General features: G+C 73.2%; 5 protein-coding genes and 1 pseudogene. 2 read left to right on the top strand and 4 right to left on the bottom strand.

Annotation, left to right across the window (positions count from 1 at the left end):
• Window positions 1-146: 146 nt before the first annotated feature.
• Together ACH4ZA_RS35710 and ACH4ZA_RS35705 are read left to right on the top strand one after the other, a co-directional pair.
• Window positions 147-12,683 (top strand): SDR family NAD(P)-dependent oxidoreductase, encoded by a 12,537-nt coding sequence (locus ACH4ZA_RS35710; protein WP_398433306.1) that lies wholly within the window; start codon window positions 147-149, stop codon window positions 12,681-12,683.
• On the top strand, window positions 12,673-13,707 hold the full coding sequence (locus ACH4ZA_RS35705) for a ketoacyl-ACP synthase III family protein (protein ID WP_398433305.1): 1,035 nt from the start codon (window positions 12,673-12,675) through the stop codon (window positions 13,705-13,707). The genes ACH4ZA_RS35710 and ACH4ZA_RS35705 overlap by 11 nt, the downstream gene beginning before the upstream one ends.
• 324 nt (window positions 13,708-14,031) lie before the next feature.
• Here ACH4ZA_RS35705 and ACH4ZA_RS35700 read toward each other — a convergent pair whose 3' ends face one another.
• The 4 genes and pseudogenes from ACH4ZA_RS35700 to ACH4ZA_RS35685 all read right to left on the bottom strand — a co-directional run.
• A complete protein-coding gene (locus ACH4ZA_RS35700) occupies window positions 14,032-16,608 on the bottom strand; it encodes an AMP-binding protein (RefSeq protein ID WP_398433304.1) in 2,577 nt (858 codons plus the stop codon).
• Between the two features lie 10 nt (window positions 16,609-16,618).
• Window positions 16,619-17,470, bottom strand: coding sequence for an ABC transporter permease (locus ACH4ZA_RS35695; RefSeq protein ID WP_398433303.1), 852 nt, complete (start codon window positions 17,468-17,470; stop codon window positions 16,619-16,621).
• Window positions 17,470-18,459 (bottom strand): ATP-binding cassette domain-containing protein, encoded by a 990-nt coding sequence (locus tag ACH4ZA_RS35690; RefSeq protein ID WP_398433302.1) that lies wholly within the window; start codon window positions 18,457-18,459, stop codon window positions 17,470-17,472. The genes ACH4ZA_RS35695 and ACH4ZA_RS35690 overlap by 1 nt, the downstream gene beginning before the upstream one ends.
• 100 nt (window positions 18,460-18,559) lie before the next feature.
• Window positions 18,560-19,055 (bottom strand): annotated as a pseudogene (locus ACH4ZA_RS35685) (dehypoxanthine futalosine cyclase); the annotation flags it as partial.

Genomic DNA, 19,055 nt, shown 5'->3' with positions numbered 1-19,055 from the left:
AGAAAGACCTAGTGCCGCCCTCGACATACTGCTTGGCAAAGATCGGGACCGATCTCTGCCGCTCCTCGTGCCCGACGGCGCCTGGGGGATGGCGGCCCCGGATTGTCAGAGTCCGTCCATCGTCCCCTGTGATTGGAAGCCGAGCTGTGACTGAAGAACCCTCCGTCGCACTTGTCCGCCCGCTGCACGAGATCCTGACGCACCACGCTCTGCAGCGAGCGGACGAGCGGGTTTTCCAGGACTCCCGGCGGTCCGTCACCTACGGTGCTCTGGAGCGGCGCACCCGGTACCTGGCCGGGCACCTCGCCGCACTCGGGGTCGGACGCGGTGACCGCGTGCTGCTGCGCATGGGCAACCGGGTCGAGATGGTCGAGAGTTATCTCGCCGTCACGCGCGCGGGAGCCGTCGGCGTGCCGGTCGACCCACGCTCCTCCGACTCCGAGCTCGCGCACCATCTCCTCGACAGCGGCGCCCGCACGGTGATCAGCGGCGCGGCCCAGATACCCCAGCTGCTGAGGACCAGCCGGAGCAGTGGGCTGGACTGCTGTCTGATCGTCGTCGGCGCCACCGAGCCGGTCGCGGGCGCCGCCGACTTCGAGCACCTCGCCGTCACCCCGCCGCCCGCCGACCCGCGGGACGACCTGGAGCTGGACGAGACGGCCTGGATCCTGTACACCTCCGGCACGACCGGACGCCCCAAGGGCGTGGTGACGACCCAGCGCAAGTCCCTCTGGGCCACGGCCGCTTGCACCCGGCCGATTCTCGGCCTGTCCGCGAACGACCGCCTGGTGTGGCCGATGCCGCTGTACCACGCCGCCTCGCACAACATCGGCGTGCTCGCCACGCTGGCCGTCGGGGCCTTCGCCCACATCCTGGAGGGCTCGGCCCCGGACGAGATCATGGAGACCGTCCGCAGCGAGCAGGCCACCTTCCTGGTCGGCTCTCCCACCACGTACCACCGCATGGTGGACATCGCGCGCGAGCAGGCGCTCGAACTGCCGCAGCTGCGCGTGTGCATGGCGGCCGGCTCGGCCTGCCCGACCGAGCTGCACGAAGCCTTCGAGGACACCTTCGGCATCCGCCTCCTGGACAGCTACGGCAGCAGCGAGACCGGCGGCGCCATCACCACGCAGGCACTCACCGGGCCACGCGTCCTCGGCGCGGCCGGCGCCCCGCTGCCTGGCCTGACGCTGCGTCTGACGGACGCGCTGACCGGCGAGGAGGTGACGGCCGGTCAGGAGGGCGAGATCTGGGTGCACAGCCCGGCCACCATGACCGGATATCACAACGCCCCGGAAGCGACCCGGGCCGTGCTCGTGGACGGCTGGTACCGCACCGGCGACCTCGGCCGGCAGGACTCCGCCGGGAACCTCACCATCACCGGCCGGGTCAAGGAACTCATCATCCGCGGCGGCGAGAACATCCACCCCGCGGAGGTGGAGCACGTCCTGGCCGGGGTGCCCGGTGTGGCCGAGGCCGCGGTGGCGGGCAAGCCGCACGCCGTACTGGGCGAGGTACCCGTCGCCTACCTGGTGCCGGGTCCGGAAGGCCCCGAGGGCATCGACACCCGGGAACTCCTGGAAACCTGCCGCCGGGAGCTCTCCTACTTCAAGGTGCCCGACGAGTTCCACGTCATCGACGCCGTCCCGCGTACGGCGACGGGGAAGACCGCCCGCCGGCAGCTGGCCGAGCTGCCCGCAACGCTGCTCGTCGTCAATCCGTCGGTGAGCGTCCGCCCTGACCTGGCCGCCGAAGGGCCGACCGGAACAGCCGGCGCCGTGCCCCCGGAGTCCGCCGGCGCCGCCCTCCCGACGTCGCAGCACGGGCTCCTCGGCCTGGTGCGCTCCGTGGTGGCGGACGTCCTCGGCCTGCCCGCCGAAGAGGTGGCCGCCGACCGGCCTCTGCACGAACTCGGCTTCACCTCCCTGTCCGCCGTGACCCTCCGCGACCGGCTGTCGGCCGCCTCCGGTCACCGTCTGTCAGCCGCTGTGGCCTACGACTACCCGACCCCGCAGGCCCTCGCGCGGTACCTCGACGGCCTGGGGGAAGGCGGCTCCGGGGCGGAGAGCGCGGAGGACGCCGAGGGAACGGCCGTGACGGAGCAGTCGGACGAGCCCATCGCCATCGTGGCGATGGGCTGCCGTCTGCCCGGCGGCGCCCGGACGCCCAGTGAGCTGTGGGACCTGCTCGTGGCGGAGACCGACGCGGTCGGACCGCTTCCCGACGACCGGGGCTGGAACCTCGACCGGCTCCTGGGCGACGAGGACAGCGGCGGCGGGAGGTCGTCCACCCGGCAGGGCGCGTTCCTGGACGAGGCGGGGCGGTTCGACGAGGCGTTCTTCGGGATATCGCCGCGTGAGGCGCTGGCGATGGATCCGCAGCAGCGGCTGCTGCTGGAGACGGCGTGGGAGACCTTCGAACGCGCGGGCATCGACCCGGCGTCGCTCAAGGGCAGCCGGACCGGTGTCTTCGCCGGTGTGATGTACGGGGGCTACGGGCCCGGCCTCCACCAGCGCGCCCCCGAGAACCTGGAGGGCTACCTCGGCAACGGATCGGCCGTCAGCGTCGCCTCCGGCCGCATCTCCTACACGCTGGGTCTGCTGGGGCCGGCGATCACGGTGGACACGGCGTGTTCGTCGTCGCTGGTGGCGATCCATCTGGCGGCGCAGTCGCTGCGGCAGGGCGAGTGCACCCTCGCCCTCGCGGGCGGCGCCACCGTCATGTCGACCCCCGGCGCCCTCGTGGAGTTCAGCCGTCAGGGGGCGCTCTCGGCCGACGGGCGGTGCCGGGCGTTCGCGGCCGGGGCGAACGGCACGGGCTTCGCGGAGGGCGTCGGGCTGATCCTGCTGGAACGGCTGTCGGATGCACGCAGGCTGGGGCATCCGGTGCTGGCGGTGGTGCGGGGTTCGGCGGTGAACCAGGACGGCGCCTCCAACGGGCTCACCGCCCCGAACGGTCCCGCGCAGCAGCGGGTGATCCGGACCGCTCTGGCGCAGGCGGGCCTCGCCCCCGCCGAGATCGGCGCCGTCGAGGCGCACGGCACCGGCACCACTCTCGGCGATCCCATCGAGGCTCAGGCGCTCCTGGCGACCTACGGTCAGGACCGTCCGGCCGGTGAGCCTCTCCTGCTGGGATCGGTGAAGTCGAACATCGGCCACACCCAGGCCGCGGCCGGCGTCGCCGGCGTCATCAAGATGGTCATGGCGATGAGGCACGACACACTGCCGCGCACTCTTCACATCGACGCACCCTCACCCCACGTCGACTGGAGCACAGGGGGACTCCGGCTCCTGACCGAATCCCAGCCCTGGCCGCGCACGGACACCCCCCGCCGGGCGGGTGTCTCCTCCTTCGGCGCCAGTGGCACGAACGCGCATCTGATCCTCGAGGAGGCGCCCGCCGAGGTCGTCGCCGAGCCGTCGGGCGGGGTGGGGGCGCCGATGCTGCTGTCGGGGCGTGGTGAGGGCGCGCTGCGGGATCAGTCAGGACGGCTCGCGGACTTCCTGGAGCGCAACCCGGACGTGCCCACCGAAACGGTGGCGCGCATGCTGGCCGGGTCGCGCACGGTGTTCGAACACCGTGCGGCGGTCACCGGGGACGACCGCACCCAACTGCTGACACGCCTGCGCGCACTGGCGGACGTGAATGCGGACACCGACCAGGACACCGGTAGCGGTGTGGTGCGCGGAACCGGCCGCCGACTGGGCGATCCCGTGTTCGTCTTCCCCGGTCAGGGTGCGCAGTGGCCCGGCATGGCCGTCAAGCTCCTCGACGACGGCGGTGCTTTCGCGCGGCGCATGCAGGAGTGCCGTGAGGCGCTGGAGCCCTTCATCGACTGGGACCTGTTCGCACTCCTGCGCGGCGAGCCGGGTCAGCCCGAGTTCCATCGCGTGGACGTCGTCCAGCCCGCTCTGTGGGCCGTCAAGGTCTCCCTGGCCGCGCAGTGGCGGGCCGCCGGCGTCCGTCCGGCCGCGGTGGTCGGTCACTCGCAGGGCGAGATCGCCGCCGCGACCGTGTCCGGCGCCCTCACCCTCGCCGACGGCGCGCGCATCGTGGCCCTGCGCTCGCAGCTCATCTCCCAGATCTCCGGCCGCGGCGGAATGATCTCCCTGGCCATGCCGCGAGACCGGGCCGAGACCGTCGCCGCCGACCTCGGACTGGACATCGGGGCGCTCAACAGCCCCGCCAACACCGTCCTCTCCGGCTCCCTCGACGCACTGGACGCACTCGGCGCCTGGTGCGAGGAGAACGACGTACGCCACCGGCGCGTCCTCATCGACTACGCCTCCCACTCCGTCCACGCCGAAGCCATCAGGGACCAGATCCTCGACGCGCTCGCGCCCATCGCGCCGCGCAGCGGGGACCTGCCCTTCTACTCCTCCCTGACCGGCGGTCCCGTCGACGGGACCCAGCTCGACGCCGAGTACTGGTATCGCAACCTGCGCCACACCGTCGACTACCAGGCCGCCACCCGCGCACTGGCCCACACCGGCGTCACCGCCTTCATCGAGGTCAGCCCCCACCCCGTCCTCATCCTCCCGACGCAGGAAACCCTCGCCGACCTCACCGAACAGCCCGCCGTCCTCGCCACACTCCACCGCGACCACGGCGACGCCCACGACTGGACCCACGCCCTCAGCACCGCATGGACACAGGGCGTCACCCTCCATCCGACCCCCGCGTCCACCGCCACACCGATCCACCCCGACCTGCCCACCTACCCCTTCCAGGGCACCCGCCACTGGCTCAACACACCGACAGGCGGCGACCCGCAGTCGTTCGGCCTGCGCCCCGTCGTGCACCCGCTGCTGGGCGCCGCGATCCACCGCGCGGACGAGGAAGGCGTGGTGTTCACCGGGCGGGTCTCCACGGCCACGCATCCATGGCTGGCCGACCACGTGGTGCGCGGGTCCGTCCTGTTCCCCGGAACGGCATTCGTCGAGGCCGCGATCCGGGCGGGTGACGAGGTGGGCGCCCCCTGTCTGGAAGAACTGGTCCTCGAGGCCCCGCTCGTGGTCACGGCGCAGCAGACCGTCAGCCTGCAGGTGACCGTCGGGGCGCCGGACGCGTCGGGACGCCGTGCGGTGAGCGTCCACTCCGCGCCGCAGAGCGGCGCCGAATCGACGGCGGACCCATTGTGGTCCCGGCATGCGCACGGCTTCCTCGTCCCCGACCTGCCGGACGACACCGCCGCCGAAGCGCTCGCCACCTGGCCACCGCAGGGCGCGCGATCCGTGCCCGTCGCGGACGCCTACGAGCGGATGGCCGAGGCCGGATACGGCTACGGTCCCGCGTTCCGAGGCCTGGGAGCCGTGTGGCACAGGGACGCGGAGGTCTTCGCCGAGATCGCCCTGCCCGAAGGAGAGGCGACCGACGGCTGGAGTCTGCACCCCGCGTTGCTGGACGCCGCCCTGCACCCCGACGTCCTGGGCGAGGTGGACGAGGACGCCTCCCGGCCGCTCAACCTGCCGTTCTCCTGGCACGGTGTGCGACTGCACGCGGCAGGGGCCACCAAGCTGAGAGTGCGGCTGACCCGGCCGGAGCCGGACGGCGTCGCGCTGCTCGCCGTGGACCCGGCAGGAGCCCCCGTCGTCTCCGTGGGCGCCTTGTCGACGCGGCCCATGGGGGAAGCGGCTTCCGCGGAGGACGAGACCGTCCGGCAGATGCTGCTGCATACGCAGTGGCAGCCCGGGACGACCCCGCCGGAGCTGCAGCCTGCGGGCCGATGGCTGGCGGTGGGACCCGACGCCGCGCGCACCGCAGCCGCCCTCACCGACGCGGGATTCGACGCGCACGCGGCGCCGGACCTGACGGGGGAAGCCTCGGGGCCCGCGCCCGACACCTTGCTCGTGCTCTGCGACCGTCCCGGGCCGGAAGCCGCCGGCACCCCGGCCGACACCGCGGCCGCTGTCCATGAGCGCGTGCAGATCGCCCTCGCGCAGGTGCAGCACTGGTTGCGCGACGAACGGTACGAGGCGACTCGTCTTGTTCTCGCCACCCGTGGCGCCGTGGCGACCGAGCCCGGGTCCGGCGTCGCCGACCTGGCCGGGGCCTCCGTGTGGGGTCTCGCCCGGACGGTGCAGGCCGAACACCCCGGACGTCTCGTCCTGATCGACCTGGACCCCGGGCCGGACTCCCTCGCCGCGGACGTGACGGGGCTGCGCGCCGCGGTCGCGTCCGGTGAACCGCAGACCGCCGTTCGCGCAGGTCTTGTTCTGGCGCCCCGCCTGACGCGCGCAGCCGACCTCGCGCTCGAAGAACCGCGGACGCTCGATCCGGAGGGCGTCACCCTCGTCACCGGCGGAACCACCGGCCTGGGCCGACTCGTCGCCCGCCACATGGTCGCCGCACACGGCGCCCGCCATCTGCTGCTGCTGAGCAGAAGCGGACGCACAGCCGAGGGCGCCGCCGACCTGATCGACGAACTCACCGCCCTGGGCGCGTCCGTGACGGTCGAAGCGTGCGACGTGGCCGACCGGGAGTCCCTGGCAACGGTGCTCGCCGGCCTCGACCGGCCGGTGACCGCCGTGGTGCACAGCGCCGGCGTCCTCGACGACGGGACGGTGTCCGGCCTTTCCCCGGAGCAGGTCGCCACCGTGCTGCGGCCCAAGGTGGACGCGGCACTGCACCTGCACGACCTCACGCGCGACGCCGACCTGAAGCACTTCATCCTCTTCTCGTCGGTCGCCGGCGTCCTGGGCGGCCCGGGACAGGCCAACTACGCCGCGGCCAACGCCTTCCTCGATGCCCTCGCGGAGCACCGGCGCTCGCTCGGGCTGCCCGCCACCGCGGTGGCCTGGGGCCTCTGGGAGGGTGGCGGTCTGACCGCACACCTGGGCGCCACCGACCGCGTCCGCATCGCCCGCAACGGCGTCCGGCCGCTCGAAGCCGAGCAGGGACTGGCACTGCTCGACGCCGCCGCCGCCCGGCGAGGCGCCGCCTTCGTGGCCGCACTCTTCGACCACGCCGCCCTGCGACGGCGTTCGGGCGGGGTGCCCACGCTGCTGAGCGGTCTCGTCCGCGCCGTCACGCGGCGTACCGCCGCCGTCGAATCCGGCGAGGGGCAGGACGCCGGAGCCTGGCTCGCCGGACTCTCGTCGAAGGAGGCCGAACGCGCCCTGCTCGACGTGGTGCGCAAGCACGCTGCGGCGGTCCTGGGACACGAGTCGCCGCAGGCCGTACGCGCCGACAGCGCGTTCAAGGACATCGGCTTCGACTCGCTCTCCGCCGTCGAGCTGCGCAACCGCCTCAACACCGCGACCGGCCTCCGCCTGGCCCCGACCGTGGTCTTCGACCACCCGACCCCGCAAGCCCTGGCGGGGCACCTGGCCGAGAGCCGCGGCGGAGCCACGGCAACGGCGCCCCTCCCGGCGCTCCGGTCAGGCGCCACCACGGACGCGGACCCCATCGCCATCGTCGCGATGGGGTGCCGCCTGCCCGGTGGTGTCGCGGGGCCGGAGGACCTGTGGGAACTGCTGCGCTCCGGCACCGACGCGATCGGCGACTTCCCCACCGACCGCGGCTGGGACCTGGACGCCCTGTACGACCCCGACCCGGACAGACCGGGCACCTCCTACGCCCGCAGCGGCGGCTTCCTGGAGGATGCCGGGCGGTTCGACGAGGCGTTCTTCGGGATATCGCCGCGTGAGGCGCTGGCGATGGATCCGCAGCAGCGGCTGCTGCTGGAGACGGCGTGGGAGACCTTCGAACGCGCGGGCATCGACCCGACGTCCCTCGGCAACAGCACGGCCGGCGTGTTCGTCGGCGCGATCGCCCAGGAGTACGGCTCGACCCTGCTGCACGAAGCCCCCGACGGGCTGGACGGCATGCTCCTCACGGGCAACGCCACCAGCGTGATCTCCGGTCGGCTTTCGTATCTGCTGGGTCTGCTGGGGCCGGCGATCACGGTGGACACGGCGTGTTCGTCGTCGCTGGTGGCGATCCATCTGGCGGCGCAGTCGCTGCGGCAGGGCGAGTGCACCCTCGCCCTCGCGGGCGGCGTCACAGTCCTGTCGACCCCCGGTACGTTCACCGCCTTCAGCCGGCAGCGCGCCATGTCCCCCGACGGGCGGTGCCGGGCGTTCGCGGCCGGGGCGAACGGCACCGGTTTCGCGGAGGGCGTCGGGCTGGTCCTGCTGGAACGGCTGTCGGACGCGCGCAGACTCGGGCATCCGGTGCTGGCGGTGGTGCGGGGTTCGGCGGTGAACCAGGACGGCGCCTCCAACGGGCTCACCGCCCCGAACGGTCCCGCGCAGCAGCGGGTGATCCGCACCGCCCTGGCGCAGGCGGGCCTCGCCCCCGCCGAGATCGGCGCCGTCGAGGCACACAGCACCGGCAGCACCCTCGGCGATCCCATCGAGGCTCAGGCGCTCCTGGCGACCTACGGTCAGGACCGTCCGGCCGGAGAGCCTCTCCTGCTGGGATCGGTGAAGTCGAACATCGGCCACACCCAGGCCGCGGCCGGCGTCGCCGGCGTCATCAAGATGGTCATGGCGATGAGGCACGACACGCTGCCGCGCACCCTCCACATCGACGCGCCCTCGCCCCACGTCGACTGGAGTGCAGGCCGAGCCGAACTGCTGACGGAAAATCAGCCCTGGCCGCGCGCCGGCACCCCGCGCCGCGCCGGCGTCTCGGCGTTCGGGATCAGTGGCACGAACGCGCATCTGATCCTGGAGGAGGCGCCCGCCGAGGTCGTCGCCGAGGCCGTCGTCGAGCCGTCGGGCGGGGTGGGGGCGCCGATGCTGCTGTCGGGGCGTGGTGAGGGGGCGCTGCGGGCCCAGTCCGGGCGGCTGGCGGAGTTCCTGGAACGGCGCCCGGAACTGTCGGCCGACGCGGTGGCGCGGATGCTGGCGGGCTCGCGGACCGTGTTCGAACACCGTGCGGCGGTCACCGGGAACGATCGCGTCCAACTCGTCGCGCGTCTGCGCGCGTTGGCCGACGCGGATCAGCACGGCGATAGCGGTGTGGTGCGCGGCAGCGGTCGCCGACTGGGCGATCCCGCTTTCGTCTTCCCCGGTCAGGGCGCCCAGTGGCTGACCATGGGCGTGCAGCTCCTCGACGGCGACGGCGACGGTGCTTTCGCGCAGCGTCTGCAGGAGTGCCGTGAGGCGCTGCGGCCCTTCGTCGACTGGGATCTGTTCGCGGTGCTGCGCGGTGAGCCGGACCAGCCGGACTTCCATCGCGTGGACGTCGTCCAGCCCGCTCTGTGGGCCGTCAAGGTCTCCCTCGCCGCGCAGTGGCGGGCCGCCGGCGTCCGTCCGGCCGCGGTGGTCGGTCACTCGCAGGGCGAGATCGCAGCCGCGACCGTGTCCGGCGCCCTCACCCTCGCCGACGGCGCGCGCATCGTGGCCCTGCGCTCGCAGCTCATCTCCCAGATCTCCGGCCGCGGCGGAATGATCTCCCTGGCCATGCCGCGAGACCGGGCCGAGACCGTCGCCGCCGACCTCGGACTCGACGTCGGAGCGGTCAACAGCCCCGCCAACACCGTCCTCTCCGGTACCGCAGAAGCACTCGACGAACTCACCGCCTGGTGCGAGGAGAACGACGTACGCCACCGGCGCGTCCTCATCGACCACGCCTCCCACTCCGTCCACGCCGAAGCCATCAGGGACCAGATCCTCGACGCGCTCGCGCCCATCGCGCCGCGCAGCGGGGACCTGCCCTTCTACTCCTCCCTGACCGGCGGTCCCGTCGACGGCACCGAACTCGACGCCGAGTACTGGTATCGCAACCTGCGCCACACCGTCGACTACCAGGCCGCCACCCGCGCACTGGCCCACACCGGCGTCACCGCCTTCATCGAGGTCAGCCCCCACCCCGACCTCACCGTCCCGACCCAGGAAACCCTCGACGCCCTCGACGAGCTCACCGAACAGCCCGCCGTCCTCGCCACACTCCACCGTGACCACGGCGACGCCCACGACTGGGCCAACGCCCTCAGCACCGCATGGACACAGGGCGTCACCCTCCACCCGACCTCGCCCCCGACACCCATCCACCCGGACCTGCCGACCTACCCCTTCCAGGGCACCCGCCACTGGCTCAACACACCGACGGGCGCCTCTCGCGGTGCGTCCGGTCTGGGCGCGGTTCCCACCTCGCACCCCCTGCTGGGTGCGGCCGTGGAACTGCCCGGCACCGAGACCGTGGTGTTCACCGGCCGGCTCTCGGCGGGCATGCCCGCGTGGTCGCCGGATGAGGAGGCCGGTGGCGTGGGGCGGGAACCGGACTGGCTCGCCGCGGAGTTGGCGCTCGCGGCCGGTGGGCGGTTGGGCAGGGGGCGGCTGCGCGCCCTGACCGCGCAGGCGCCGTTCGTGATACCGGGTTCCGGCGCCGTTCAGGTCCGCGTCACGGTCGGCGAGGGCGGGGAGCCCGGCGTGCGCACGGTCTCCGTGCACTCCCGGCGCGGCGACGACGTCCTGGGGTTGCCCTGGACCTGCCACGCGACGGGTGAGCTGGTCGCGGCGGCGGCCGAGCCGGACTGGGATCTCGAGGCCTGGCCGCCCGCGGACGCCCTCCCGGTGCCCGAACCCGAGCTGCGCCTGGAACACCCCGCCCTGCACTCCGCCGTGCGGCGCGTGTGGCGACGGGACAGCGAGGTGTTCGCGGAGATCTTCGTCCCGGACCAACTGCGTGAGGAGGCCCGGAGGTTCGGACTCCACCCGGCGCCGGCACAGGCCCTGCTCAGCCTGGCGGCCATGAAGGGCATCGCACCCGAGGTCGCCGCCGCGTCCTGGCGAGTACAAGCCTGGGGAGAGGTGTCGCTGCACGCGTCCGGCTCCTCCGTCCTGCGCGCCCGGGTCTCCCCGGGGCTGGACGGCTCGGTGTCGCTGGCCGCTGCCGACGCCACCGGATCCCCTGTTCTGTCGGTACCGGCCCTGCGGCTCGGGCCCGCCGTGCGCGAGGAGCTCAGGGCCTCGGACGTGGCGCAGCAGGACAGTCTGTTCGGCATCGAGTGGACCGCCGTGGACGCCCGGGCGAACACCGCCGACGCCGACGGCACATGGGCCATCGTGGGCGAGGATCCCGTGCGCATGCGGTCCTCGCTGATGACCGCGGGACGCTACGCGGAGACGTACCCGGACCTGACGGCGCTGGCGGCCGCCGTGGAGGGGGGCCGAGACGTCCCCGACGTCGTCGTGGTCCCCTTCCTGGAGCAGCACGGCGAGCCGGCCGGGCGGGAACTGGTGGACGCCGTCCACGCCACGACGACCCGCGCCCTGGAGACAGCCCGGGCGTGGGTGGGAACCCCGGCCTTCGACGGTTCCCGGCTGGTGTTCCTCACCCACGGCGCGGTCCCCGCGGTGGCCGGGCCCGACGACATGTCACCGCTCGACCTCGCGGCGGCCGGCGTCTGGGGTCTGATCCGCAGCGCGCAGACCGCATACCCGGACCGCTTCGTGCTCGTGGACACGGACCTCGCCAAGCCCACCTGGCGCTCCCTGGATCGCGTGGCGTCCTCCACGGAACCGCAGTGGGCGCTGCGCGGGCGGACGGCACGGGTCCCGCGGTTGGCCCGCCTCGCACCGGGCAGCGCTCTCCCGGGGCTGGACGTCGGCCTGGACGGCACGGTGCTGGTCACCGGTGGGACGGGCGAGCTGGGCTCGGTCGTGGCCCGCCACCTCGTCACCGAACACGGTGTCCGGGAGCTGCTGCTGACGAGCCGTCAGGGTCCGGACGCGCCCGAGGCGGCGGTCCTGGAAGCCGAACTGACGGAGCTGGGGGCCCGGGTGCAGGTGGTTGCCTGCGACGTGGCGGACCACGAAGCCCTGGCCGCCCTGCTCGCGGACCGGCGGATCGCCGCCGTGGTGCACACTGCCGGCGCGGCGGACGGCACCGGTCTCCCGTCCCTGACGGCGGAGCGCCTGAGCGAGGTGCTGCGCCCCAAGGCGGACGCGGTCGTGAACCTGTACGAAGCGGTCCGCGACGCAGGGGTGGGGCAGTTCGTGCTGTTCTCCTCGGTCGCCGGCGTCCTGGGCGCTGCGGGACAGGCCGACCAAGCCGCCGCGAGCACCTTCCTCGACGCGTTCGCCCACCACCTGCGGTCCCGCGGCGTCGCCGCCACCTCGATCGCATGGGGTCCGTGGGCCGGGGCGAGCAGTCGGCCGGGGCCGTCCGGGAAGGACCGGCGCCCGGTGGCGCTGCGCGGCACGCATCCGCTCGTCGAGCAGCAGGGTCTCGGGCTCTTCGACGCGGCATGGGCGGTCGGCCGCGGCCTCGTGATCGCGTCCCGACTGGACTTCGCCGGACTCACCGGCGACGCGGAGACCGGCGAGGTGGCCTCCGTCCTGCGGAGCCTGGTGTCCGTCGGCGCCCGCCGCACGGCCCAGTCCACCCCGGCGGAGCAGAGGGACCTGCGACACCGGCTGGCGGCGATGAGCAGGGCGGAGCGGGAGACGGCGGTGACCGACCTCGTACGGGACCGGGCCGCTGCCGTCCTCGGCCACGCCGCACCGGACAGCGTGGCCGCGGACGCCCGGCTGAGGAACCTCGGATTCGACTCGCTCACCGCTCTGCAGCTGCGCACGGCACTCGTCGAGGCGACCGGGCTGAGGCTGCCGACGCGGGTGGCGTTCGAGTTCGACACCCCGGCGGACCTCGCGGAGCACCTGATCGAGCGGATCCTCGCCTCCGCGCCCTCACACCTCAATGGAACGGAAAGGCCCTCGGATGAGAATTGACCATGTGTTCATCGACTCGCTCGGTGTCACGCTGCACGAGTTCGAGCCCGTCGGACGGGCCGTGTCCAAAGGACTGATCAGCCAGGAGCTCGTGGACGCGAACGGGCTGACCGGCACCCATCTGGCGCACGACATCCCGGCCGTGGAACTCGCGATCTCCGCCGCGCGCGTCGCCATGGACCGGTCGAAGCTGCAACGGGAGGACATCACGCACCACGTGCACAGCGGGGTGTACTACCAGGGCCCGCCCGGGTCCTACGCACCCGGATACGTCCTGCGCGAACTGGAGGTGGAGCCGGTCTCGTCGCTGTACCTGCGCCAGGGCTGCAACGGCATGCTGGGCGCGCTGGAGGTGGCGGTCGGGCAGATGACGGGCGCCGCTCAGGCTGAGACCGTACTCCTCACATCCGGCGAGAACTTCACCGCCACGGGCTCGGACCGCTATACGGGAATCGGCCAGGCGTACTTCCTCTCCGACGGCGGGGCCGCGGTCCTCATCAGCGCGGACGAGGGTTTCGCGCAGATCAGGTCGCTCAGCGCGGGCATCCTGCCCGAGCTCGAACGGTGGCATCGTGGCGACGGCTCGCTGCTGGCGGACGAAGGCCGGGAGCGCGACGGGGACATGGCTGAACGGGCCACTCGCTACAGCGAGACCGAGACCCCGCTCTCCGAGACCCTCGAGAAACTGACTCTTTTCAATCTCGGCGTCATCCGCCGGGCGCTCATCGACGCCGACCTCAATGCCGACGACATCGCCAGGGTCGTACCGATCAACATCGACGGCCGGATGATCCAGTACTCGGTCATGATGCCGCTCGGCCTGCCCATGGAACGCTCCACGTGGGACTTCGGCAAGGGCATCGGGCATGTGGGCGGCGCCGACGTCTTCATCACCCTGGAGCATCTGGTCCGTACGCGCGAGGTGGCTCCCGGCGACCACGTACTGCTGATCTCCCAGGGCCCGGGCTGGATGTGCACGGCTGCTGTCGTCACCCTCGTCGATCTTCCCTCCTGGGCTGTATGACGTGCTTCTGCCACCGCGCGCTCGTCCTCGATGCGTCGAGGGCGGCCGGTGGCAGCGGTGTGACGACACCGAACGCAGCCGGCGGACCGCCGCCACCGCGAAAACGCGGCGCCGGCCGGGCCACGCCGACCGGGGCGGAGCCAGGAACGTTTCACGGCGTCGATGTCGAGGGGACGAAGTGCCTCAGGGCCCGGTCCTGCGCGGCGCCGACGAGCACCCGGACGGCCGCCGCGTCCACGGCCGGCATTCGCCCGTCGCCGTGACGACCGCGTCCCGGGCCACGACGACGAACCGGGTCTGCGCCGGCCGCGGACTCGCGGCGCGTCAGGGCCGGGGACCGCCCACCGTCGCGGGCGCGCCGCCGACCGCGGGCAGTGCGTACGGCTCCCAGCAGTGGTCGAGCAGGGCGTCCCGCTGTGTCGCCGACGCGGCTCGTACGGCGTCGCCCCGCAGCGGCGCGCAGGTCACCGAGCGCGCGGTCAGCACCGGGTCCCCGGCGCCGTCGGCCGCCTCCAGCTCGAAGGAGCCGTCCGTCGCCGGCCGCATCCGCACGCGCAGCACGGACGCGCCACAGGCGTACAGGGAGACGTCACGCCAGCGCACCGCAACCGGCTTCGCGCCGTGCGGCGCCGCCTCCCGGGCCAGGTGCACGGCGCCGGTCAGCGCCGCGTCCAACAGCACGGGATGGAGCGCGTGACCGTCCTGGCCCGTCACCCAGTCGGGCAGCGCCACCTCGACGAAGACCTCGTCGCCGCGCCGCCATACGGCGCGGGGCGTCCGCGCGGAGTCCGGCCGGTCGGCTCCGCGGTCCCCGAAGACCGGGTGGGCGCCCTGCGGAGGCCACACGGACCGTCTCACGTCGGCTCCCGCGGGGGAGGCCGGGGCCACCGTCGCCGTCGCGTACCGGGTCCACGGTCTGCGTGAGGCGCCTGTGTCCAGCCGCCCGTGAACCGTCACCCGCCTGATGCCGTCGGCCTCCGGCGCACCGACCGTCACCCGAAGTTGGACGCCGCCCTCGCGCGGCAGCACCAGCGGCTCGTCCGCCGCCACGTCCAGCGCCCGGGCGCAGCCGGCACGGCCCGCCGCGTGCAGCACCAGGTCCAGCAGGGCCGCTCCGGCGAACACCGCTGCGCCGTCCACGCGTTGCGACAGCGTCGGGTCGCCACCGGTCGCGGTCATCCGGCCCGTGCACACCAGTTCGTCGCGCCCGGGCAGTTCGACCACGGCCGGGAGCAGGGGATGACCCGCGTCGTCCAGCCCCAGCTCGACGGCGCCGGAAGAGCAGAGCGATTCCGGGGACCGCTTCCGGGACCGCCGCCACAGCGGCCGCGTCGGCAACTCCGCCAGCAGTCCGCGGGCGATCTTCCCGGCCGGGTCGCGGGGAACCTCGGCGACCTCGTGGATCTCCTCCGGGAGCTCGAACACGGACAGCCTCCGCCGGCAGGCGGACAGCACCGCCGCCACGTCGAGCCCCCCGGCGGTCGGTACCACGTAGGCGACCGGCACCTCGCCGAGCGTCCCGTGGGCGACGCCCGCGACGGCGGCGTCCGCGACCCCCGGCGCCTGCACGAGCGCCTCTTCCACCTCGCGCGGACGGACGTTCTCCCCGCCCCGGACGATCAGCTCCTCGAGCCGGCCGGTGAGCGTCAGATATCCGTCCGCGTCCTGGCGGGCCAGGTCACCGGTGCGGTACCAGTCCCCGGACAGCACCCTCGCGGTTTCCTCCGGCTGCCGGTGGTAGCCGGGCATCAGCGCCGGGCCGGACACCCACACCTCGCCTTCGGCGCCCCGCTCCACCTCGCCGCCGGTGCGCGGGTCCGTGAGCCGCAGCGTCAGTCCCGGCAGCGGGACACCGCACGAACCCGGCACGTACGGGCCCCGCGGCAGGTTCGTGGTGATCGCGCCGCCCGTCTCCGTCGCGCCGTAGCCGTCCAGCAGCGCGACGCCGAACGCGGAGCGGAACGCCTCGTGCAGGGGCGGCGGACACGGCGGGCCCGCCACCACGCACACCCTCGGCCGCGGAACGCCGGCCTCACCGGACCGGGCGAGCTCCACCATCCGGCGGTACATCGTCGGCACACCCACCAGGAAGGTGGCGTCCTCGTCGAGGGCCCGGCGCAGCACCTCGTCGGCGGCCGGACCGTCCGTGACGCAGACCGTGGCGCCGACCGCCACGACACCGAGCACGCGCACGGTGTGCGCCGCCGAGTGGAAGAGCGGCAGCGGCCACACGACCCGGTCCTGAGGGGACAGACCCAGCAGCGGTGCGCCGCAGGCGGCCGTCGTCCACAGCGCCGTCCTCTGCGTGGACACGACCCCGAGGGGACGGCCGGTCGTCCCGGACGGGTAGAGCACCCAGGCCGGCTCGTCCAGGCCCAGGTCGTCGCGGGGCGGATCGCGCAGCGACCACGTCGACGCCAGTTCCTCCCAGCGCGGCAGTTCGTCGTCGGCCGCCTCCGCGAAACCCGGCTCGGAGTCCCGTCCCACGAGGACCACGACGACGTCGGTCCGGTCCGCGAGCACGCGGCGCAGCTGGGGCAGCTGCGCCGAGCCGGTGATGACCAGCCGCGCCGCGCAGTCGTCCAGCAGATACGCCAGTTCCGCGTCGGTGGCCTTCGGGTCGAGCGGCACGCCGACGGCGCTCGCCCGGGTGACGGCGAGGCAACTCTCCACCGCCTCCACCCGGTTGGGCAGGCAGATCACCGCAGACGCGCCTCGCGCCAGGCCCAGGCCCACCAGATGACCGGCCGCCCGGGCGGTGCGGCGGTCCAGTTCGGCCCAGGTCACCGCGCTGTCGGTGTCCTTGAGCGCGATCCGGTCGGGCTGCCGGGCCGCGTGCCCGGCGAGCAGTTCGTGCACCGGGCGGACGAGGTCCGCCCGGAACGTGGCGTCCGCGGTCACGACTTCCCCCTCACGTGCCGGCCGCACGGTAGCGGCGCACCGCCAGCGTCCGGCCCACCACCGCGATCAGCACCGACCAGGACAACGACACCAGCACGGGGTGCTGAGCGGGCCAGGCGCCCGTGGCCGCGAGCCCCGGGTTGCCGAACAGCTGCCGGGTCGCCTGCACCGTGGCGCTCAGCGGATTCCACTCGGCGGCCCAGCGCAGCACCGTCGGGAGCGTGGACGGCGCCACGAACGCGTTGGAGAGGAACGTCAGGGGGAACAGCCACAGGAAGTTGCTGGTTGCCGCCGCCTCCGGGGCGCGCACCGACATGCCGATGACGACGCCCACCCACGACAGCGCGTACCCCATGAGCAGCAGCAGAGCGAAGGCCGCGGCGGCTCGCAGCGCCCCGTGATGGATGCGCCAGCCGACCAGCAGCGCGCACAGCACCATCACCGTCATGACCATGACGTTCTGGGCGAGATCCGCGAGCGTGCGGCCGGTGAGCAGCGCCCCCCGCGCCATCGGCAGGGAGCGGAACCGGTCGACCATGCCGCTCTGCATGTCGTTGGCCATGCTGACGCTGCTGTTGCCGGCGGTCGCGAAGGCGATGGTCTGCGCGAAGAACCCGGGCATCATGTACTCGCGGTATGCGGCGGGATTCGCCGCGCCGGGCAGACTGAACGACCCGGCGAAGATGTAGGCGAAGAGCAGCACGAAGACGATCGGCTGCACCAGACTGAGGATGACCACCTCGGGGATGCGGATCGTCCGGATCACGTTGCGCCGCGTCACGACGAGTACGTCGCGCAGCGATTTGGCGGCCGATCCGGGCCGCAGCTCGGGTACGGACGATGCCGTGGCCGACACGTTCATCACTCCTTCTCGTTCGCCGCGCCGACACCGACCGCCGTGCGCGACGTGTCCCGCGGGGTGACCTCGGTGAGGGCCAGGAAGACCTCGTCGAGCGTGGGGCGGCGCAGTCCGATGTCGCTGACCTCGATGCCTTCGGCGTCCAGGGCGGAGATCACCTGGGTCACCAGCCGCACCCCGCCGTCGACGGGAACCGAGACCATGCCGCGGGGACCGTCGACGTCCGGTGCACGGGTGCCGTACCGGGTCAGCAGGGCGGCCGCGGAGTCGAGTTGCTCGCGACGGGAGACGACCGCCTCCACTCGCTGGCCGCCCGCCTGCGCCTTCAGTTCGCGCGGTGTGCCGCGGGCGATGATCCGTCCGTGGTCGACGACCGCGATGTCCCGCGCCAGGCGGTCGGCCTCCTCGAGGTACTGCGTGGTGAGCAGGAGTGTGGTGCCCTGCGCCACGAGGCCCTCGATGGAGTCCCACAGCATCAGCCGGCTGGTCGGATCGAGGCCCGTGGACGGCTCGTCGAGGAACATCACCGAAGGGCGCACGACGAGCGCGCAGGCCAGGTCCAGACGCCGCTGCATGCCGCCCGAATACGTGCTGGACATCCGGTCGGCGGCCCCGGTCAGGTCGAACTGGTCCAGCAGCTCGTCCGCGCGCAGGCGGGCGGCCCGGGTGCGAAGCCCGTACAGCTCACCGATCATCCGCAGGTTCTCCCGGCCTGTGAGCCGGTCGTCGACGGCGGCGAACTGGCCCGAGAGGCCGATGCAGAGCCGAACCCGGTCGGGGTGGCGGACCACGTCGTGACCCGCCACCACGGCGGTGCCCGCGTCGGGCCGCAGCAGGGTGGCGAGCACGCGCACCGTCGTGGTCTTGCCCGCTCCGTTGGGGCCGAGCAGTCCCAGGACGCTGCCTTCCGGCACGTCAAGGTCCACTCCGTCCAGGGCCCGGGTCTCGCCGAAGGTCTTGACCAGACCCGTGGCGTGAATGGCACCCGCCATGGGGTTCTCCGTCCTCGTGTGCAGGGGTGGGGCGGGGGCGAGTCACGAGGGCGGGCGCCCCGGGCCGGATGCCCGTGCCCCGAACGCCCTGCCCGGCGGCTCAGGTGGCGGCGATGAGCTTCAGCTCGGGGTGTGCCGTGCCGCCCTCGATCGCCGTGGACGAGATGTGGGAGACGATGCGCTCGTCGACCGGGTCGTTCGCCGGGTCGTCGTGCACGACGAGGTGCTCGTACGTCGTGGCGCGCTGGGCCGGGACACGGCCGGACGACCGGATGAGATGGATCAGTTCGAGCAGGTTGGAGCGGTGCTTGGCGCCGGCCGAGGAGACGACGTTCTCCTCCAGCATGATCGAGCCGAGGTCGTCCGCGCCGTAGTGCAGGGAGAGCTGGCCGATCTCCTTGCCCGTCGTCAGCCAGGAGCCCTGGATGTGCCGGACGTTGTCGAGGAACAGACGGGCGACCGCGATGATCCGCAGGTACTCGAACTGCGTGGTCTGCGTCTGGCCCTTGAGGTGGTTGTTCTCGGGCTGGTAGGTGTACGGGATGAAGGCGCGGAAGCCGCCCGTGCGGTCCTGCACGTCACGGATCATCCGCAGG

The sequence above is a fragment of the Streptomyces sp. NPDC020597 genome, from assembly GCF_044335095.1.
In the GTDB taxonomy this organism is placed as follows: Bacteria; Actinomycetota; Actinomycetes; order Streptomycetales; family Streptomycetaceae; genus Streptomyces.
Note: the sequence above shows the minus strand (reverse complement) of the source record. Positions and strands in the feature narration are given on the sequence as shown.